This window comes from Lawsonibacter sp. JLR.KK007, from assembly GCF_036941135.1.
Lineage (GTDB): Bacteria > Bacillota > Clostridia > Oscillospirales > Oscillospiraceae > Lawsonibacter.
Map to the genome: position 1 here is coordinate 735,060 of NZ_JAYWSY010000003.1, position 17,766 is coordinate 752,825.

General features: G+C 60.7%; 16 protein-coding genes. 14 read left to right on the forward strand and 2 right to left on the reverse strand.

Translation table 11 applies throughout. From position 1 onward, the window contains the following. Positions 1-147: 147 nt before the first annotated feature. The 14 genes from VV088_RS21790 (at position 148) to VV088_RS21855 (ending at position 15,961) form a co-directional block, all read left to right on the forward strand. Entirely contained in the window at positions 148-1,728 is a 1,581-nt protein-coding gene (locus VV088_RS21790; RefSeq protein ID WP_334602750.1) for an NAD(P)/FAD-dependent oxidoreductase, read from the forward strand. A 53-nt stretch (positions 1,729-1,781) separates the two neighbouring features. Next, the gene (locus VV088_RS21795; protein WP_334602751.1) at positions 1,782-1,943 is read left to right on the forward strand and encodes a hypothetical protein; all 162 of its coding nucleotides are present in this window, start codon (positions 1,782-1,784) and stop codon (positions 1,941-1,943) included. Positions 1,944-2,133: 190 nt separating this feature from the next. After that, a complete protein-coding gene (locus tag VV088_RS21800) occupies positions 2,134-3,021 on the forward strand; it encodes a MurR/RpiR family transcriptional regulator (RefSeq protein WP_334602752.1) in 888 nt (295 codons plus the stop codon). 191 nt (positions 3,022-3,212) lie between these two features. Next, entirely contained in the window at positions 3,213-4,784 is a 1,572-nt protein-coding gene (locus tag VV088_RS21805) for an HAL/PAL/TAL family ammonia-lyase (RefSeq protein ID WP_334602753.1), read from the forward strand. A gap of 43 nt (positions 4,785-4,827) precedes the next feature. After that, positions 4,828-5,841: an ornithine cyclodeaminase family protein gene (locus tag VV088_RS21810; RefSeq protein ID WP_334602754.1), complete on the forward strand. Its 1,014-nt coding sequence runs from the start codon at positions 4,828-4,830 to the stop codon at positions 5,839-5,841. Positions 5,842-5,906: 65 nt separating this feature from the next. Continuing rightward, positions 5,907-7,316 (forward strand): sodium:solute symporter family protein, encoded by a 1,410-nt coding sequence (locus tag VV088_RS21815; RefSeq protein ID WP_334602755.1) that lies wholly within the window; start codon positions 5,907-5,909, stop codon positions 7,314-7,316. Between the two features lie 111 nt (positions 7,317-7,427). Beyond that, positions 7,428-8,510, forward strand: coding sequence for an NAD/NADP-dependent octopine/nopaline dehydrogenase family protein (locus VV088_RS21820; protein ID WP_334602756.1), 1,083 nt, complete (start codon positions 7,428-7,430; stop codon positions 8,508-8,510). Positions 8,511-8,602: 92 nt separating this feature from the next. Next, positions 8,603-9,298: a trimeric intracellular cation channel family protein gene (locus tag VV088_RS21825; RefSeq protein ID WP_334602757.1), complete on the forward strand. Its 696-nt coding sequence runs from the start codon at positions 8,603-8,605 to the stop codon at positions 9,296-9,298. Then, on the forward strand, positions 9,298-9,450 hold the full coding sequence (locus VV088_RS21830; RefSeq protein WP_334602758.1) for a hypothetical protein: 153 nt from the start codon (positions 9,298-9,300) through the stop codon (positions 9,448-9,450). The genes VV088_RS21825 and VV088_RS21830 overlap by 1 nt, the downstream gene beginning before the upstream one ends. Positions 9,451-10,216: 766 nt before the next feature. Continuing rightward, positions 10,217-11,614, forward strand: a complete 1,398-nt coding sequence (locus VV088_RS21835) for a sodium-dependent transporter (protein WP_334602759.1) — start codon at positions 10,217-10,219, stop codon at positions 11,612-11,614. Positions 11,615-11,827: 213 nt separating this feature from the next. Continuing rightward, complete coding sequence (locus VV088_RS21840) at positions 11,828-13,207, forward strand: ROK family protein (protein WP_334602760.1); 1,380 nt, start codon at positions 11,828-11,830, stop codon at positions 13,205-13,207. A 15-nt stretch (positions 13,208-13,222) separates the two neighbouring features. Then, positions 13,223-14,428 (forward strand): AGE family epimerase/isomerase, encoded by a 1,206-nt coding sequence (locus tag VV088_RS21845; RefSeq protein ID WP_334602761.1) that lies wholly within the window; start codon positions 13,223-13,225, stop codon positions 14,426-14,428. Positions 14,429-14,452: 24 nt separating this feature from the next. Beyond that, a complete protein-coding gene (locus VV088_RS21850; RefSeq protein WP_334602762.1) occupies positions 14,453-15,307 on the forward strand; it encodes a MurR/RpiR family transcriptional regulator in 855 nt (284 codons plus the stop codon). A 9-nt stretch (positions 15,308-15,316) separates the two neighbouring features. After that, entirely contained in the window at positions 15,317-15,961 is a 645-nt protein-coding gene (locus VV088_RS21855) for a YesL family protein (RefSeq protein WP_334602763.1), read from the forward strand. Between the two features lie 36 nt (positions 15,962-15,997). On the opposite strand, the gene VV088_RS21860 is transcribed toward VV088_RS21855, so the two are convergent. Both VV088_RS21860 and VV088_RS21865 read right to left on the reverse strand, forming a co-directional pair. Beyond that, positions 15,998-16,840, reverse strand: a complete 843-nt coding sequence (locus tag VV088_RS21860; protein WP_334602764.1) for a hypothetical protein — start codon at positions 16,838-16,840, stop codon at positions 15,998-16,000. A 12-nt stretch (positions 16,841-16,852) separates the two neighbouring features. Next, entirely contained in the window at positions 16,853-17,494 is a 642-nt protein-coding gene (locus tag VV088_RS21865) for a GDSL-type esterase/lipase family protein (protein WP_334602765.1), read from the reverse strand. Positions 17,495-17,766: the final 272 nt, after the last annotated feature.

Consider the following 17,766-nt stretch of genomic DNA (forward strand, 5'->3'; position numbering starts at 1 on the left):
AAAACTATGGAGCAAACTTCCGCCCTGGACAAGGCCAAAATGTCAAAAAATCTCGAAAACCGTCGAATTTTGCAGAAAAAGGGGAGAAGGGCTTTCCCAACGGGAGGGGCTGTGGTAAAATGAAGCAAAAGGACAGGAGGGACAGCTATGCTTCGGATCGGAGGTCTGGCCCTGCCCATCGGGGGCGGGGAGGAGGAGCTGCGCCGGCAGGTGGCGCGGGCCCTGGGGGTGCGCCCCGGGGCGCTGGGGGCGCTGGAGATCGTCCGGCAGTCCATTGACGCCCGGAAAAAGGACAGCGTCCACTATGTGTACACCGTGGAGGTGGACCTGCCCGATGAGGGGGCGGTGCTGAGGTCCGCCCCCGGCCGGAACGTCACCCTGGCGGCGCGGACGCCCTACGCCTTCCCGGCAGGGAGACGCAGGTCGTCCCTCCCCCCGGTGGTGGTGGGGATGGGGCCGGCGGGACTGTTCGCCGCCCTGTTCCTGGCCCGGAACGGCTTCCCCTGCGTGATCCTGGAGCGGGGGCAGGACGTGGACCGCCGGGCCCTGGATGTGAAGGATTTTTGGGCCTCCGGGGGGCTGGACGAGGGGTCCAACGTCCAGTTTGGCGAGGGGGGCGCGGGCACCTTCTCCGACGGCAAGCTGACCACCGGCACCCACGACCCCCGGATCTCCGCCGTGCTGGATGTGCTGGTGGAGGCGGGGGCTCCCGCTGACGTGAAATACTCCCACAAGCCCCACATCGGCACCGACGTCCTCCGGGAGGTGGTGAAGACCATCCGCAAGGAGCTGATTGCTCTGGGCTGTGACGTGCGCTTCGGCCACCGGCTCACCGGGCTGACCCTCTCCGCCGGGGCGCTGGCGGGGGTGGAGGCGGAGGGCCCCCAGGGCCGCTGCCTGCTGAAGGCGGACACCCTGATCCTGGCTCCCGGTCACTCCGCACGGGACACCTTCGCCATGCTCCAAGAGGCGGGGGCGCCCATGGAGCGGAAACAGTTCGCCATAGGCGTGCGCATCGAGCACGAACAGCGGAAGATCAGCCTGAGCCAGTACGGCCCCGCCTGGGAGCGGCTGCCCCCCTCCGACTACAAGCTGGCCTGCCACCTGCCCGGCGGCCGGTCGGCCTTCACCTTCTGCGTCTGTCCAGGGGGACAGGTGGTGGCGGCGGCCTCGGAGGCGGGGGGCGTGGTCACCAACGGCATGAGCTGCCGGGCCCGGGACGGGAAAACCATCAACGGCGGCCTGCTGGTGGGGGTGGGGCCGGAGGATTTTCCCGGAGCGGACGTGCTGGCCGGGGTCCGGTTCCAGGAGCAGTGGGAGCGGGCGGCCTTCCGGCTGGGGGGCGGCGGCTTCCGGGCCCCGGTCCAGCGGGTGGAGGATTTTTTGCGGAAACAGCCCTCTGAGGGGCCGGGGGCGGTGGAGCCCACCTACCGCCCCGGCGTGACCTGGACGGACCTGTCCCCCTGCCTGCCCGGCTATGTGACGGACACCCTGCGGGACGCTCTGCCCCTGCTGGACCGGAAGCTCCGGGGCTTCGCCGCTCCGGACGGGGTGCTGACGGGGGTGGAGACCCGGTCCTCCTCCCCGGTGCGCATCCTGCGGGGGGAGGACTTCCAGTCCGCCCTCCGGGGGCTGTACCCCTGCGGCGAGGGGGCGGGCTACGCCGGGGGGATCGTCTCCGCCGCTGTGGACGGCATCCGGGTGGCCGAGGCGGTGGCGCGGGGATAAAAGCCCGCCGGACGGGGCATGCTACAGGCATCTCAACCCAGGAGGTCGATCATATGAGCAAGCCCAAGGACAAACAGCGCCGGGAGGTCCGCCGGGACCTGCGGGGCTCCGCCCCCATCGCCGGTCAGAACCGGACCGACACGGCCACCAACGCCCAGGACCCCATGGCCGATCCGCTGGAGATGCGGATGAAGCGGGAGGGGCACGACATGTAGCCAGCCCGGAGGGCCGGCCCGGCGGCAGTCTGCGGCTGGGCCGGCCCTTTTGAGCACGCTTGGCAGAGAGAATCTGGAGGCCCCGTTGGAAACAATCCGTTGAACCGAAGGTTTGAGTCGATTTATCCTTGACAGACTTCAAAATTTTGGATAAGCTTAAAAAAACGACTCAATTGGAGGATTCAGCTGGATGAAGAATTATCTACCTATGAACTATGATGCCGCAGATATGGAAGTTCTGCGGGCTAAAATGCGGACAGCAGCGTCCACAACTCCCAGCTTTGAGCAGCTGGCTTACTACATTGACCAAAATCTCTCTCAAATTGTGTTTATGACTGCCAACGAGGTGGCGGCAGAGGTGGGGATCAGTCAGGGAAGCGTTTCCAGATTCTGCACCGCGCTGGGGTTTCGTGGGTACAGCGACTTTCAGCATACCCTGCGCTCCTTTGTGCGAAAGGAGCCTGCAGCGGCACAGACCAGCGAGTATCTGTCCAAGGTGGAGAATATTGATGAGATCATTCACGGCGCTCAGAAGGGGCTTGACCGTTTGAAGCAGGTGTTTGCCAATCCGGCCTATTTAGTGATGCTGGAGCAGTTGTCTGCCATCGATCGAATCATCCTGATCAGCTCCCGCGTGTCCGGTACATTACTGCCCTATTTTTCGTATCAGTTGAAGCGGATCGGGAAGGATGTCAGCATTGTGGCGGAAAGCGACCTGAGCTGGGAGGGAATGGAGGCTGGGACCTTTCGGAATGCAGCCTTTTTCACCATCATGTTTCCGCAGTATTCCCACAGCCTGATCTTTAAGCTGGAGCGGCTGAAGGACAAGGAAATCCCAGTGATGGGGATCACGGACAGCAGTCTCTCCCCCTTGGCTACCTTGGCGGAGCCGGTGCTCTGTCTGCCGCTGGTCAGCAATGTGCCCTTTGGAGCCTACAGTGCTCCAGTCCTGTTTTTGAGCATCTTGACCCAGGACCTGGCGGCCAGAAGCGAAGACAGCCGCAATTTTATGAGCAGGCTGGACGTTGTGGAGGAGGACTCCTACGTTTTTCACCGCTGCTATCGAACCCACCTATGATCCGATTTCTTCCAGATATGAACGCGGAGCCAACAGGCTCCGTGTTCTTTTTTTGTTCAAGACAGAGAATTCTGAACCAATTCACTTTTTGATATTGACACGATCATCAATTCATGCTATAAAAATAATGATGATATCATCAATCGTAAATCAGGATTAATGACAAAAATATTTTTGGAAGGGAGAGCACCATGGATTTGATACACGCATCCTGTGATCCGCGCAAGATAAAAACAGTTGTGATGGATGAGGACGACTTTACCATCGAAGAGGTGGTCGCCGTCGCACGGTACCATGCTGCAGTGGAATTTTCCCCCGCATTTATTGAGCGGGTCAACAGGTCCCGGGCCATTATTGACCGCTTTGTGGAGGAGGACCGCCCTGTTTACGGCGTGACCACGGGCTTTGGCGACAACGTGACCAAACGGGTCACCCCCGAGGACGCGGCCATGCTGCAGTTGAATATCACCCGCTCCCATGCCGTGTCTGTGGGGGAGCCGCTGAAGGAGGAACAGGTGCGGGCCATTCAGATTGCCCAGATCAACAACAGCGGAAGAGGGGTTTCTGGCGTATCCATTCAACTGCTGGAGCAGATCCGGGACCTGCTGAACCACAACGTTACGCCCTTTGTACCCGGCGAGGGGGTGGTGGGGGCTCTGGCTACAGAGGGACAGACCACCCTTCCCCTCATTGGGGAGGGCATGGCCTATTATCAGGGCCAGCTGATGAGCGGCGCGGAGGCCCTAAAGGCGGCGGGCCTGAAGCCCTATACCCTCAAATCCAAGGAGGGTCTCTCCCTGCTGAATGGCACACCGGGCGCTACCGGCCTGGCCTGTCTGGCTACCTACGACGCGATGGAGGCGGCGAAGGCCTCGGAGATCATGGCCGCCTTCTCCTATGAGACCAACAAGGGAAATATCAAGCACCTGGACCCTAGGCTGCACAGTGTAAAAAGCCACTCTGAGCAGCAGGAGAGCGCCGAAAACATTCTGCGTTTGCTGGCGGGCAGCGAGATCGCGGAAAAGTATGAGGGTTACCGCATGCAGGACGCCTATTCCCTCCGCTGTGTGGCACAGATGATGGGCGGGACCAAGCGGGCGGTCAAGGAGGCCTATATCTCGGTAACCGAGGAGCTGAACTCCTGCTCCGACAATCCGGTGATCTATCCCACAGGGGACGGCGACGGAACAGCTCTGATGGGTGGAAACTTTGACCGGGCCTATCTCTGCATCCACATGGACGCCCTGTGTATCGCCATGACCCACCTTGGCAAGCTGGTGGAGCGCCGCACCGACCGGTTGACCAATCGCCATTTCAGCGACTATCCCCCTTTCCTGGTGAAAAATCCCGGTTTGAACAGCGGCTTTATGATCACTCAATACACCTCTGCCGGCCTGGTGGCCGAAATGAAGGTTCTGTCGCATCCGGTATCGGTGGATTCGATCCCCACCTCGGCCAATCAGGAGGACCCTGTTTCCTTCGGCTTTTATGCCAGCCGCAAGGCCTGCCAGGTGGCCAAAAAGCTGGAGTATCTAAACGCGATTGAGCTGATGACTCAGGTCCAGGCTATGGACTTTATGGAGGAGGGGGAGCTGAAGCACTCCCCGGTGATCCAGGCGGTATACGATCTGGTCCGTAGCAAGGTCCCCACAGTGGACAAGGACCGCCATTTCTACCCCGATATCATGGAGATCTGCGCGCTGCTGACCTCCGGCGAGGTAAAAGCCTGTGCCGAGAAGCTGGTGGGAGAATTAAAGTTTTAAAGCGCCGCCGGATTTGATGGAACAAGGTGCAGAAGGAGAACCTATGAAATCAGGACAAATTCGTGTATTAAATGAACAGGACGTGCTCACTCTGCTGGATATGCCCACTGTGCTGAAGGATGTGGAAACTGCGCTGAAGGAGCATGCCCAGGGCAGCTGCGTCAATCCCATGAAGCTTCATCTCTCTCTCCGGCCCGAGATTGAGGGGTATATGAACTCCATGCCCGCCTATCTGAAGGAGCATGAGGTGATGGGTGCCAAGCTGGTCAGCGTCTATAAGCATAACGTGAATCAGTTTGGACTGCCCGTGACAATGGGCACCATTGTATTGCAGCGACCCCAGTCGGGACTGCCTTTCGCGGTGGTTGCCGGTACCCGCCTGACGTCGCTGCGCACTGGTGCGGCGGCTGGGATTGGAGCCAAGTATCTGGCTAAGGAGGGGACACATGTGGCCCTGCAGATCGGTGCAGGGGCTCAGGGATATATGGGGTCCAGAGCGATCCTGACCGCCGTCCCGGCGGTGGATCAGCTCCGGGTGGCCGATCCGAATGGGGAGACCCTGCAGGAATTCGCGGCCTCCATCCGTGCAGAATTTCCCCATGTGACGGTGACCCCGTTCACCGATTACCGGGGAGCCATCCCTGGGGCGGAGATCATCTGCGCCTCCACCACTGCTCCGATGCCGTTGCTCCGGGGACAGACCCTGGATAAGGGGACGACCGTGCTGATGATCGCGGAGCTGGCGGACAACGGAGACCTGAAGGGATACGACCGCTGTGTGTTGGATTTTCCGGAGTGTTTTTGCGATCGAATCAACGACGATTTGGACCGGTGGTCCAAGCGGACAGGGCTGCCCTATGAGCCAATTGAGGAGTCGGTCTGCAGCGCGTCGCTGGGAGAGGTGATCGCCGGCCTGAAGCCGGGGCGCCAAAGCCAGGATGACATCATTGCCGCCGGCTTTGTGGGCATGGGCATTGAGGATGTGATGGTGGCGAAAACCGCCTTTGACCGCGCGGAACGGAGCGATTCCGGGGTTGTGCTGGACTTCTTCTGTTAAGCGCCCTGGAACAGGCTGCAATTGGAGCGAATGAACTAGAAACTATATTATCAGGAGGCGTTTTTATGGGAAAAACTACGATTATCATGTTAAGTACCGGGTTGATCCTTGGGCTGACGTTGCTCATTACCAATCTGCTGCAGAAGCGGAAGCGGACAAGCATGTCGGATTGGGAAGTTGCTGACCGTGACCTCCCCTATTACGTCGTCATTGGCACTCAGCTGGCCACCGCAATGGGCGGCGGCGTGCTGGTGGGCCATGTAGGAAACGCCTATAATTTTGGCCTGTCTATTTTGTGTTACGGCCTGTTTAGCTCCTCCACCCTGCTGTTTATCGCCTTTATCGCCAAATGGCTGCGGCGGAACAACTTTTCTACGGTTCCCGACGTGGTGCAGTCCTTCCGGGGACGCAACAAGGCAATCAGCATCATTGCCGCAATCATGTCCGCTGTGATCCCCTTTGGCTGGTGCATTTCCAATCTGAGCGCCTTCGCCAAGCTCTATACCCAGATGACCGGGATTCCTGTCAATGTGCTGATCATCGTCCTGGCGGTCGTTGCCATCCTGTTCGTCATGCCTGCCGGGCTGAAGACGGTGGCATGGACTGATTTCATCTTTGCCATTGCCATTACAGTGGGCGGCGTGTTTGTTACTTTGAAGGCGCTCAATATGGCCGGCGGTTTCTCCCAGGTCACTGCTGCTGTTCCGGAGGAGATCATTTCCTTCCCCAAGGGACTGATGGCGGCCGGCGGCTTTACCATCCTCAGCTGGTTCCTGTCTCTGGTCCCAGGCGGGATCACCAACCAGATGTACATGCAGCGGGTGTTTGCCATCCGGGATGAAAAGAGGCTGACCCCCACCCTGCTGATCTCCGTTGTCCTGGTGTTCCTAACTGACGTCTGGGCCTTCTTTATGGGCACTTCCATCCGGGCAATCAACCCCAACATGGCCGGCGAGCTGGCGACTGGCTGGTTCCTGGATCAGCTGCCCATCTGGTTCCTGGTTGTCTTTGCAGGTATGATCACCTGTACCATCCTGTCTACCATCTCCTCCGGCATTCAGAGCACGGTCGTCAACATCACCCGCGACTGCTACGGCGTGATCAATCCCGAGGCCGCGAAGGATGATGCGGGAATGCTGAAGGTCTCCCGGATGCTGACGGTGATCCTGCTGCTGTTTGCTGCAGTCAGCGCAATGTATATCCCCAGCGTGCTGAATACCCTTGTCTATTCGTACTCCTATTCTGCCGCTGCTATGCTGATGCCTGTTTATGGCGCTTATATCTTCCGCAAAAAGGAGTTCTGCACCAACGAGGGCATCCTGGCCTCGATGGTGGGCGGGATTGTGGTCTGCATCATCTTCCAGGTGATCGGGACATCCATCCCCTTTGTGGCCTATGGATTGGCGGCCTCCATTGTCCTCTTCTTTGCGGTAGGGTTTGCCACGCGCAAGCCGGTGCCCGACCACGTGAATTAAGCGTTTCCCTCTTTTCCTCTTCTTTGGTTCGGGATGGGGCAATTGGCTTGCTCCATCCCGAACCGGTTGGCCGGAGAGGAGAGACTGCATTGAGAAAAGGAGCGATATACGATGAGCAGAAAACGCTGGGCTGTTCTTGGCGCCGGGAACGGCGGCCAGGCATTTGCCGCCTATCTCGCCCTGCAGGGGCTTGATATTACCATTTTTGACGTCTTTTCGGAGACAGCTGCCCGATTGAACGAGCAGGGCGGCATATACATAGAGGGCCGTAGCAAGGTGACCGGCTTCGGCAGGATTTTGTTTGCCAGCTGTGACATCGAAAAGACCATTGAGGGCGCGGAGGTTATCCTGATCGTTCTTCCCTCCATGTATCACAAATCCATCGCGGAACAGATAGCTCCCTTCCTGAAGAGTGGTCAGATTGTGATTGGAAATCCCATCACTCCAATGGGCAGCATGGAATTTTCCAACGCCCTGAAGGCGGCTGGCTGTCAGGCGGACATCGTGCTTGCGGGAACGGACACCCTTTTGTTTGCCTGCCGCCTGCAGGAGCCCGGCCGTGTCCTGGTCAGCGGGCAGAAGCACGATATCACCATGGCGGCCTATCCCGCCACAGGCAACGACGCGCTGGCGCAGGCCGTCCGGGATGTTCTGCCGGAGTACCGCCTGGTTCCGGACCTGCTCCAGGTCACCTTCGATAACCTGAACTTCGAGTTTCATCCTGGTCCCACCCTGCTCTATACCGCCATGATCGAGCATGAGACGCTTCAATTTGAGTATTACCATGACTTCGTTCCAAGCCAGATTCGGCTGATTATGGCCATTGACCAGGAACGTCTTGCGCTGTGCGAGCGGTATGGGGTGGAGGCCCGGGATGTTGCCACCACCTTCCGGGATGAGTATGGATATGAGGGCGACCTCTATCAAATGGTCAAGCACGCAGACTGCTACAATGGCATCATGGGGCCAAAGACTATGAACAACCGGTTTTTGATGGAGGATATCCCTTATTCCCTCCGTGCGATTCAGTCGCTGGCGCAGATTGCGCACATTGCCACGCCGGCGATTGATACGGTGGTCAATTTGGCCTACATTCTGCTGGGGGAACAGCTGGACGAGGGGCGGACGCTGCAAAGCCTTGGCCTGTCGGCGCACACGACTGTGGAGGATGTGATCCGCATGTGCCGGGGATAACAGCTGATACGTTCTGCAGAATGGGCAGGAAGCCGGTGATTCCTGCTCATTCCGCAGTCCAAAACGCAGGTTAATGCATAGGGGATGGGGTTATGTCAGTCATTTTTGCGGCTGCAGAGCTGATTGGTACTGTGGCATTTGCGGTTTCCGGTGCGCTGACCGCCATTCAGAAGCGGATGGATATACTGGGAGTGGTCGTTTTAAGTATTGTGACGGCCATGGGCGGCGGTGCGCTCTGCGATGTTCTGATGGGCTGTACGCCGCCCCGTATGTTCTACCGCTGGCAGTACATCCTGAGCGCCGCGGGAGCGGCGGCGGCGCTGTTCCTGTTCTTCAAATATCAGCGTCGTGGCTCCCAGTGCCTCAGGGTGTATATCCAGCCAGTCTTCGTGTTCTGTGACGCCCTTGGACTGGGGATTTTTTCCGTTACCGGCACTGATATGGGGATCGCCTCCGGCTATGGAGAACATCTGGTTTTATGCGTCTGTTTGGGGACTCTGACCGGGGTGGGCGGCGGCATTTTGCGAGACATCATGTGCGCAGATATTCCAGCCATTCTGTGCAGGAATATCTATGCGGCCGCCGCTCTGCTGGGAAGCAGCATTTTTTATCTGCTGGTCTGTGTGGGAGCCAGCCGCACTGGCGCCGGGTGCGCTGCGGTGTTTTGCACCGTGGCGCTGCGGCTGCTGGCCTGGCACTGCCATTGGAATCTGCCCAGGGCGGCAAAGGACCAGCCTTCCTCGCCAGAGCAGAGGAAGGAAGAGACTGCAGTTGGGAGGGAAACTTGATGGCCTACCGGATTGAGGGGGTAAAATGTCCATTCTGTGGTGAGATTACGCCGCTGGACGCCGTCGTCGATGAACACAATACCCTGGTCGTGACGCCGTCCCAATGGAATTGCGTCCACTGCGGAAAACCGCTCCCCATCCTGTGGGGCTGACAGAACGCACATGTTACAGGGCAACCCAATTTATCCTGAAAAGGGTAAAAACATTTATCCTCACTTCCTTAAAGCTGGACAAAAGTTATTTCTTCTGAAAACAAAAAAGTCCTTCCATAAGTTGTCGATAAGCTCATGGAAGGACTAATTTGTACCATTTATTTTGATGTTGATTGATATTTATTTTAAGCTGGTACATTGATGGAACTTATGAGGTAAGGATATATCAGTTTGCCCTTTGGAGAATAAATGAGGTTGTCCCTTGACACCGGCGGCAGTCTGCGGCTGGGCCGGCCGTTATTTACACATTCTTCATAGAAAGTTCCAACTCTGGTGAAGATTGACGGGGGAGGGTGTGGTATCCTGTGAGCAGATCAAGGGATTGATCTGATTTCCTCCCGGGATGGCAGCCGCCGTCCCACGGTCCAGCCGGACGCGCGAACCGCTGGACATATTTTCCCAACCTCCCGGCGCGAGGCAAGCGCCCCTTCACTGCCGCCCTGTGGGCGTCCGCTCCGGCGCGGCAGACCAAAGATCCCCGTCTCGGACGGTTCACATATCATAAAAAACGCCCGCCGGAGCTGCTCCGGCGGGCGTTTTACTGGAGAATGGTTGGTCAAAATGGGGAGCGGACCGGCCGGAACGGGGACAACCCTGGCAATTTTGCAATAATTTCCACGGTCGGAGTATTTCTTTGTTGTATCAAGGGGGATTTTCCTTTATAATAAAGCTTCAATCTGGGATTACAGAGGGAGTATCGATCAACATGGAACACAAGAACGTGCGAAGCAGCTTTTCCACCTCCGTCGGCTTTATCATGGCGGCGGCGGGCAGCGCCGTGGGACTGGGCAACATCTGGCGCTTTCCCTATCTGGCCGCCAAGGACGGCGGCGGGGTGTTTATCCTGTGCTACATCGTTCTGGCCCTGACCTTTGGCTTTGCCCTGCTCACCACCGAGATCGCCATCGGCCGGAAGACCGCCCAGAGCCCCCTGACGGCCTACGGCAGGCTCCACAAGAACTGGGGCTTTCTGGGGGCGCTGGCCTGCCTGGTGCCCACCCTGATCCTGCCTTACTACTGCTCCATCGGCGGCTGGGTGTTCAAATACCTGTTCCTGTTCTGCACCGGGAACGGCTTCTCCGCCGCGGAGGACGGGTACTTCACCGGCTACATCACCGAGGTGGGGCAGCCCATTTTCTGGATGCTGCTGTTCTTTGCGGCCACCGCCTTTGTGGTGTACAGCGGCGTGAACAAGGGGATCGAGAAGTACAACCGGATCCTGATGCCGGTGCTCGTTGCGCTGGTGGTGGGTATCGCCTGCTTCTCTCTGACGCTGGCCAACACCGGCGAGGACGGCGTGACCCGCACCGGCCTGCAGGGGCTGGCGGTCTATCTGGTGCCCGACTTCTCCGGAATGACCTTCTCCCGCTTTCTGACCATCATCATGGACGCCATGGGGCAGATGTTCTTCTCGATCAGCGTGTCCATGGGGATTATGGTGGCCTACGGCTCCTACGCTACCAAGGAGACCAACCTGATGCGCTCCATCAACCAGATCGAGATCTTCGACACGGTGGTGGCCCTGCTGGCGGGGATGATGATCATCCCCGCGGTGTACACCTTCATGGGGGCGGAGGGGATGTCCGCCGGGCCGGGGCTGATGTTCGTCTCCCTGCCCAGAGTCTTCGCCGCTATGGGGGGCGCGGGCCACCTCATCGGAGCGGCCTTCTTCCTGATGACCGCCTTTGCGGCGGTGACCTCCGCCGTGTCGGTGATGGAGGCCATCACCTCCAGCCTGATGGACGCCTTCCACGTCTCCCGGAGAAGGGCGGCCACCTTTGTCTCGGCCTACGCCATGGCGGGCGGGATCATCGTCTGCCTGGGCTACAACCTGCTCTACTTTGAGGCGGCGCTGCCCAACGGGACGGTGGGCCAGATCCTGGACCTGCTGGACTACGCCAGCAACAACTGCATCATGCCCCTGATCGCCCTGCTGACCTGCGTGCTCATCGGCTGGGTGGTGAAACCCCAGGTCATCATCGACGAGGTGACCCAGGGCCGCTACGCCTTCCCCCGCAAAAGGCTGTACGTGGTGATGATCAAGGCAGTGGCTCCGGTACTGCTGTTTATCCTGCTGCTGCAGTCGGTGGGGGTGTTCGCCTGACGCCCTTGGCCGGAGCCTCTTGGAGGCTCCGGCCGGTATGTCCTCCCGAACGCCTGAATTTTCTTCCGCACATTTATAAAAAACGTACGTATTTGACCCGGATTCTCCAGGCAGGGATTGCACGTTGCACAAATCTGTGATACAATCTTATGCTGCAAGGCCGCAGCGATCACCTCCCTACTATAAATTCGACCGGATCAAAGGAGAATCATTATGAATCGATTTGGCATCCACGTGGAGCTGAAGCATGTCCCAGCTCTGGACCCGGAGTTTATTCCCCTGATGCGCTTTAACCGCGCCTTCCTGGCGGAGGCGAGCAAGCCGGTGGGCATCGCTGTGGAGCGGGCCGACGGCCAGATGGCTGCCTGTCACACCTTTATCCACGGCACCCCCGAGATGGCAGAGGCCGACCACTACTATATCGAGCGAATCGTGAAGACCATCCTGTGGATGAAGGGCGGCTTCAAGGTGTATGTCAGCGGCGACGAGGGGGTGTGCGACTACCTGAAGTCGGTCTACTGCGCCAAGGGCCGGCAGGAGTTCGACTGGGACTACATGGCCAGCGTCTTCGAGCACCCCTTCGAGGTGGTGCTGGTGGACCAGATCCCCGCCGCCAAGGACGCCCCCAAGGCCATCGGCGGCCATCTGGGGGGCTGCCGCATCGGCTTCGACGCCGGCGGCTCCGACCGGAAGGTGTCCGCCGTCATCGATGGGGAGACCGTCTACTCCGAGGAGGTGGTCTGGTTCCCGAAAATCAACTCCGACCCCGACTACCACTACGACGGCATCGTGGCCGCCCTCAAGTCCGCCGCCGGGCACATGCCCCGGGTGGACGCGGTGGGGGTGTCCTCCGCCGGAGTGTTTATCAACAACCGGACCATGAACGCCTCCCTGTTTCTGCAGGTCCCCAAGGAGATTTACGACGAAAAGGTGAAGGATATCTATATCCGCGCCATCCGCGACACCTTTGGCGACGTGCCCTACTGCGTCATCAACGACGGGGACGTCTCCGCCCTGGCCGGGTCCATGAGCCTGAACGACAACAGCGTGCTGGGCATCGCCATGGGCACCAGCGAGGCGGTGGGCTACGTGGACGAGGAGGGCCGCATCACCGGCTGGCTCAACGAGCTGGCCTTCGTCCCCGTGGACGCCAACCCCGACGCCATGCGGGACGAGTGGTCCGGCGACATCGGCTGCGGCGTGAAGTATTTCTCCCAGGACGGCGTCATCAAGCTGGCCCCCCGGGCGGGCATCCAGCTGGACGAGAACGCCTCCCCCGCCGAGAAGCTGAAGGCCGTCCAGGCCCTGATGGCCCAGGACGACCCCCGGGCCGCTCAGGTCTATGAGTCCATCGGCGTCTACCTGGGGCACACCCTGGCCTATTACCACGAGCTCTACGGCTGCCGCCACGTGCTGCTGCTGGGCCGGGTGATGAGCGGCAAGGGGGGCGACCTGATCCTGGACACCGCCAAAAAGGTGCTGGCCGACGAGTACCCCGAGGTGCTGGAACGCATGGTCCCGGAGCTGCCCGACGAGAAATTCCGCCGGGTGGGCCAGTCCATGGCGGCGGCCAGCCTGCCGGAAATCAAATAAGAAAAGAGGGACACCATGGACCGTCAAACATTGCGGGACACCCAGTCCTGGATCAAGGAGGAGCTGGACCGCTCCGCCCGCTTCTGGCTGGAGCACGGCATGGACAAGGAGCACGGCGGGGTGTACACCTGCCTGGACCGGAAGGGTGAGATCTACTCCACCGACAAGAGCGTGTGGATGCAGGGCCGGTGCGGCTGGATCTTCGCCTTTCTGTGCCACAGCTACGGCGTGAAGCAGGAGTGGCTGGACGCGTCGAAGAGCTGCCTGGACTTTATGGAGGCCCACTGCTTCAACCACGCCTGCGGCGACCGGATGTACTTCACCGTCACCGCCGGGGGCGAGCCTCTGCGCCAGCGGCGGTACTACTTCTCCGAAGCCTTCTGCGCCATCGCCAACGCGGAGTATTACGGCGTCACCGGGGACAAGGCCCGGCTGGACCGGGCCCGCCAGTGCTACGACCTGTACTGGGACCTGAGCCAGGGCCGGCCCGACCCGGTGGGCCTGGGCCCCAAGACCATTCCGGAGACCCGGTCCGGCCGGGCCTTCGGCACCCCTATGATCATCCTCAACGTCACCGGCGTGATGCTGCGCACCGACCCGGAGCGGAGGGCCCTCTATGAGGAGCGGGCCCAGCAGTGCGTGGACGACATATTTCAGTACCATGTGAAGCCCGAGCTGAAGTGTACCCTGGAAAACGTGGACGTGGACGGAACCCCCCGGCTGTACTACACCGAGGGGCGCACCGTCAACCCCGGCCACGACATCGAGGGGGTGTGGTTCCTGCTGGAGCACGCCCGGCGCACCGGGGATCAGCAGCTGGTCAGGAAGGCGGCCCAGATGTTCGACTGGGCCATCGAAGCCGGCTGGGACAAGGAGTACGGCGGGCTGCTCTACTTCACCGACTGCCTGGGCAAGCCTCCGGAGGCCTACGAGCACGACATGAAGCTGTGGTGGCCCCACAACGAGATCCTCATCGCCTCCATGATGCTCTACCGGGACACCGGAGAGGAGAAATATCTGGACTGGTTTTACAAGACGGTGGACTACTGCAAAGCCCACTTCGCTGATCCGGAGTACGGCGAGTGGTACGGCTACCTCCGCCGGGACGGCCAGCCCACCATGCCCTCCACCAAGGGGAGCACCTTCAAGGGCCCCTTCCACATGCCCCGGAGCATGATCCTGGTGGACGGCATGATCGACGAGATTTTGGCGCGGCCCTGAGCGGGCCCTGACTGGAGGTGCGATGTGGAGAAAAACATCCTGGCCCAGATGCTGCAGGAGTATGACAGCTTTACCCGGTCGGAGCGGAAGATCGTGGACTATGTGCTGGAACACCAGAAGGAGACCCAGTACATCAGCATCACCGACCTGAGCGCGGAGTGTGAGGTGGCGGTGTCCACGGTGTCCCTGTTCTGCCGGAAGCTGAAGCTGGCCGGTTTCAACGACTTCAAGCTGGAGCTGGCCCGGGCGGCCCTGTCCGCCGGGGACAGCAAAGACCGGCTGTCGGGGGAGATCCTTCCGGAGGACACCCCCGGCCTGGTTATGGGCAAGGTGCTCCACACGGTGCAGGAGGAGCTGAACAACGCCTACCACATGCTGGCGGAGAAGGCGGTCACCCGTGCGGTGGACCTGCTGCGGGGGGCGGGCCAGGTGCTCTGCCTGGGCCAGGGCAACCACTCGGTGGTGGCCCTGGCGGCCTGGGCCCAGTTCTCCACCACCTCCCCCAAGTTCAAGACCATCCAGGACTCCCATATGCAGACGGTGGCGCTGTCCACCCTGGGCCGGGAGGATGTGGTCCTCTACTTCTCCTACTCCGGGGCCACCCACGAGGTGCTGGAGGCGGCGGAGGTGATCTGCAGCCGGGGCGCCAGGCTGATCCTGGTGACCCGCTACCTCAACTCCCCGGCCAGCGCCTACGCCGACACGGTCCTGCTGTGCGGACCCAACGAGCAGCCCTTCCAGTTCGGCTCCTCGGCGGCCCTCATCGCCCAGCTGTATGTGGTGGAGGTGCTGCTCAGCGAGTTTGTCCGCCGGGACCCGGAGCAGGCGGAGCGCAACCGCCAGTCGGTGGGCAAGGCGCTGACCCAGAAATGCGTGTGAGGTGGGGCTGTGGGCGAGTTTTTTAACCCGGAAAAGGGAATATGGGCCTGGCTGAGCACTCTGGTGGACGTGGTGGGGCTGTCGGTGCTGTGGATCGCCCTGTGTCTGCCGGTGGTGACCATCGGCCCGGCCACGGCGGCGCTGTATTACGCCATGGTCCGGTACGTCCGGCGGCGGGAGAGCGGCGCATTCGGGGGGTATCTGCGCTCCTTCCGGGCCAATTTCGCCGTGGGACTGAGGGCGACGCTGACCGTCATCCCCCTGTTTCTGCTGCTGCTGGGGGGCTACCGGATCGTCTGCTGGTACGGGACCCGTCTGGGGGGGATGGCTTACATCCTGTATGTGGCCTACTACTTCGCCCTGGTCCTCCCGGCGGGGGTGGTGTGCTGGCTGTTCCCCCTGCTGGGACGGTTTGAGTACGGGGTGCGGGACCTGTTCCGCACCGCCTTTCAGCTGACCGCCGCCCATCTGCCCAGCACGGTGATCCTGGTGCTGCTGACCGGCCAGAGCGCGGTTTTCTGCCTGAACCGGTGGTGGCCGGTGGTGTTTCTGCCCTCGGTGGGGATGCTGCTGGCCTCCCTGTTCACCGAACGGATCTTTTGCAAGTATTCTCCGGAGCTGGCCGCAGAGGAGCGGGAGGAGCCGGAGGAATAAAAAAACAAGTCTGCCGCTGGCAGACTTGTTTTTTTGTCAGACGCCGCCGCCCACGATGAACAGCGCGCCGTTCAGCTCCTTGAAGACGGAGGGGTCGCCGGGGGTGAAGGCGATGGTGTCCATATTCTGGTACAGCTCCCGCCCGGTGATCTGGAAGATGGACATGAGGTACAGCTTTTCGTGGAGCTCCGGCCAGGGGGACTTGGCCCCCAGAAACCACAGCTCCAGAAAGCCGAACTGCTTCAGCCCCCAGGTGCCCGTCAGGGGCTGGTCCCCCTTCTGGCCGCTGCGGATGGCGATCCACAGAGGGGCGGGGAAATACTCCGGGTCCTCCCAGTTCCGCTCCAGGATGGCGGCGTGCTGAAGGTAGAGGCGGCGGCTGATCAGCAGCTCGGCCTCCGCCAGGAAGAGGCCCGCCGCCCCGTCCAGCTCCAGCAGAGTCCCGGCCAGCCGGGTGAACAGGCGGCAGATGCTCCGCTTCTCCGCCAGCGAGGTCCCGCCGCCCTGCTGGGCCAGCACCAGGAAGCACTTGTGGGCCAGCAGCTCCTGCCGCTCCTCGGGGGTAAACAGCCCCTCCGGGAGGGAGGCGAGGTCATAGACCTGGGGCGGGTGGGGCATTGCCAGATAGCTGCAGAAGAAGTCCACCCCATCCAGCCGGACCGTCACAGCGGGGGCGTTGGGGGCGCTGGGGTCGGAGGCGGCCAGCGCCTGGGGGCCGAACCGCTCCGCCACCGCCTGGGACACGGCGTCCAGGCCGATGTCCCTCCCCAGCAGGATGACCGCCTTGGTGTCCGCCTCCGGGGCGAGGCCGGGGACGGCCCCCTCCGGCTGCCGGGGGGCGGGTTCCGGCTTGCGCCTGAACCGGTCAAAGAGTCCCAAACCAATCCCTCCTTACGCCAGCAGGCCGGGGACGGCCTGGGCCAGCAGCTGGGCCAGCTGGGCGTGGCCCCTCCGGGTCAGGTGCATGTGGTCGATCTGGTTGAACTCGCACTGGGCGGCGTCGATGAAATGGGCCCCCACCAGTTCGGCAGTTTTCCGGTAGTATGGGGACAGCTCCCGGGCCTTCACGTCGCAGCCCCGGCCCATGGCGGGGTCGCTCATCTCCGGGTGGATGGGGGGCGGGCAGACGATGAGAATGTTGGGGGCGCGGCCGCCCCAGCAGTCCACGCTCTGGGCCTTGCGCACCAGCCGCTCCATGCCGATGGCGATGCAGGCGGCGTTGACCCCCAGCCGCTCCTTGGTGTCGTTGGTGCCCAGCATGATGATGAGCAGGTCGATGACCTCGTGGCTCTTCAGCAGGGAGTAGAGGACAGTGAGGGCGTCCATGGTCTCGTGGAGGGGGTCGGGGAAGACGGTGGTCCGGCCGGACAGGCCCTCTTCGGTGACCAGGACCTCCTCTCCCAGGGCCTTCTGGAGCAGGCAGGTCCACCGCTCCTCCTCGTTGAAGCGGATGCCGCCGTCGGCGCAGTCGGAGGGGTCGGCGCAGTAGCCGTGGGTATTGGAATCGCCCAGGCAGAGGATGTGTTTTTTCATGGTCCGTCGCGTCCTTTCGATGTTTGAGTGGCGGGGGGAAGGAGTGTGATCCTCTCTTAAGAGTAACAGGAATTTCTTGTTTGTCAAGGCAAAAGAGCGTGATTTTTTTCTATTTTCCTAAGCGAAGTGCACAAAAATCGAAATTATTTTTGTGCGATCCACTAAAATTCCCGTATTTTAAAAAATTATTTCGATTTCGATTGACAGACCGCTCTCGCTCTTGTATAATTTACACATTGACCCCGGCCTTGCAACTCATTTTTTTGTGAAAT

What these genes read in the sequence shown, in the direction of transcription:
- VV088_RS21790 (WP_334602750.1), top strand. Translation starts at nt 148, where the DNA reads ATGCTTCGGATCGGAGGTCTGGCCCTGCCCATCGGGGGCGGGGAGGAG.
- VV088_RS21795 (WP_334602751.1), top strand. Translation starts at nt 1,782, where the DNA reads ATGAGCAAGCCCAAGGACAAACAGCGCCGGGAGGTCCGCCGGGACCTG.
- VV088_RS21800 (WP_334602752.1), top strand. Translation starts at nt 2,134, where the DNA reads ATGAAGAATTATCTACCTATGAACTATGATGCCGCAGATATGGAAGTT.
- VV088_RS21805 (WP_334602753.1), top strand. Translation starts at nt 3,213, where the DNA reads ATGGATTTGATACACGCATCCTGTGATCCGCGCAAGATAAAAACAGTT.
- VV088_RS21810 (WP_334602754.1), top strand. Translation starts at nt 4,828, where the DNA reads ATGAAATCAGGACAAATTCGTGTATTAAATGAACAGGACGTGCTCACT.
- VV088_RS21815 (WP_334602755.1), top strand. Translation starts at nt 5,907, where the DNA reads ATGGGAAAAACTACGATTATCATGTTAAGTACCGGGTTGATCCTTGGG.
- VV088_RS21820 (WP_334602756.1), top strand. Translation starts at nt 7,428, where the DNA reads ATGAGCAGAAAACGCTGGGCTGTTCTTGGCGCCGGGAACGGCGGCCAG.
- VV088_RS21825 (WP_334602757.1), top strand. Translation starts at nt 8,603, where the DNA reads ATGTCAGTCATTTTTGCGGCTGCAGAGCTGATTGGTACTGTGGCATTT.
- VV088_RS21830 (WP_334602758.1), top strand. Translation starts at nt 9,298, where the DNA reads ATGGCCTACCGGATTGAGGGGGTAAAATGTCCATTCTGTGGTGAGATT.
- VV088_RS21835 (WP_334602759.1), top strand. Translation starts at nt 10,217, where the DNA reads ATGGAACACAAGAACGTGCGAAGCAGCTTTTCCACCTCCGTCGGCTTT.
- VV088_RS21840 (WP_334602760.1), top strand. Translation starts at nt 11,828, where the DNA reads ATGAATCGATTTGGCATCCACGTGGAGCTGAAGCATGTCCCAGCTCTG.
- VV088_RS21845 (WP_334602761.1), top strand. Translation starts at nt 13,223, where the DNA reads ATGGACCGTCAAACATTGCGGGACACCCAGTCCTGGATCAAGGAGGAG.
- VV088_RS21865 (WP_334602765.1), bottom strand. Translation starts at nt 17,494, where the DNA reads ATGAAAAAACACATCCTCTGCCTGGGCGATTCCAATACCCACGGCTAC.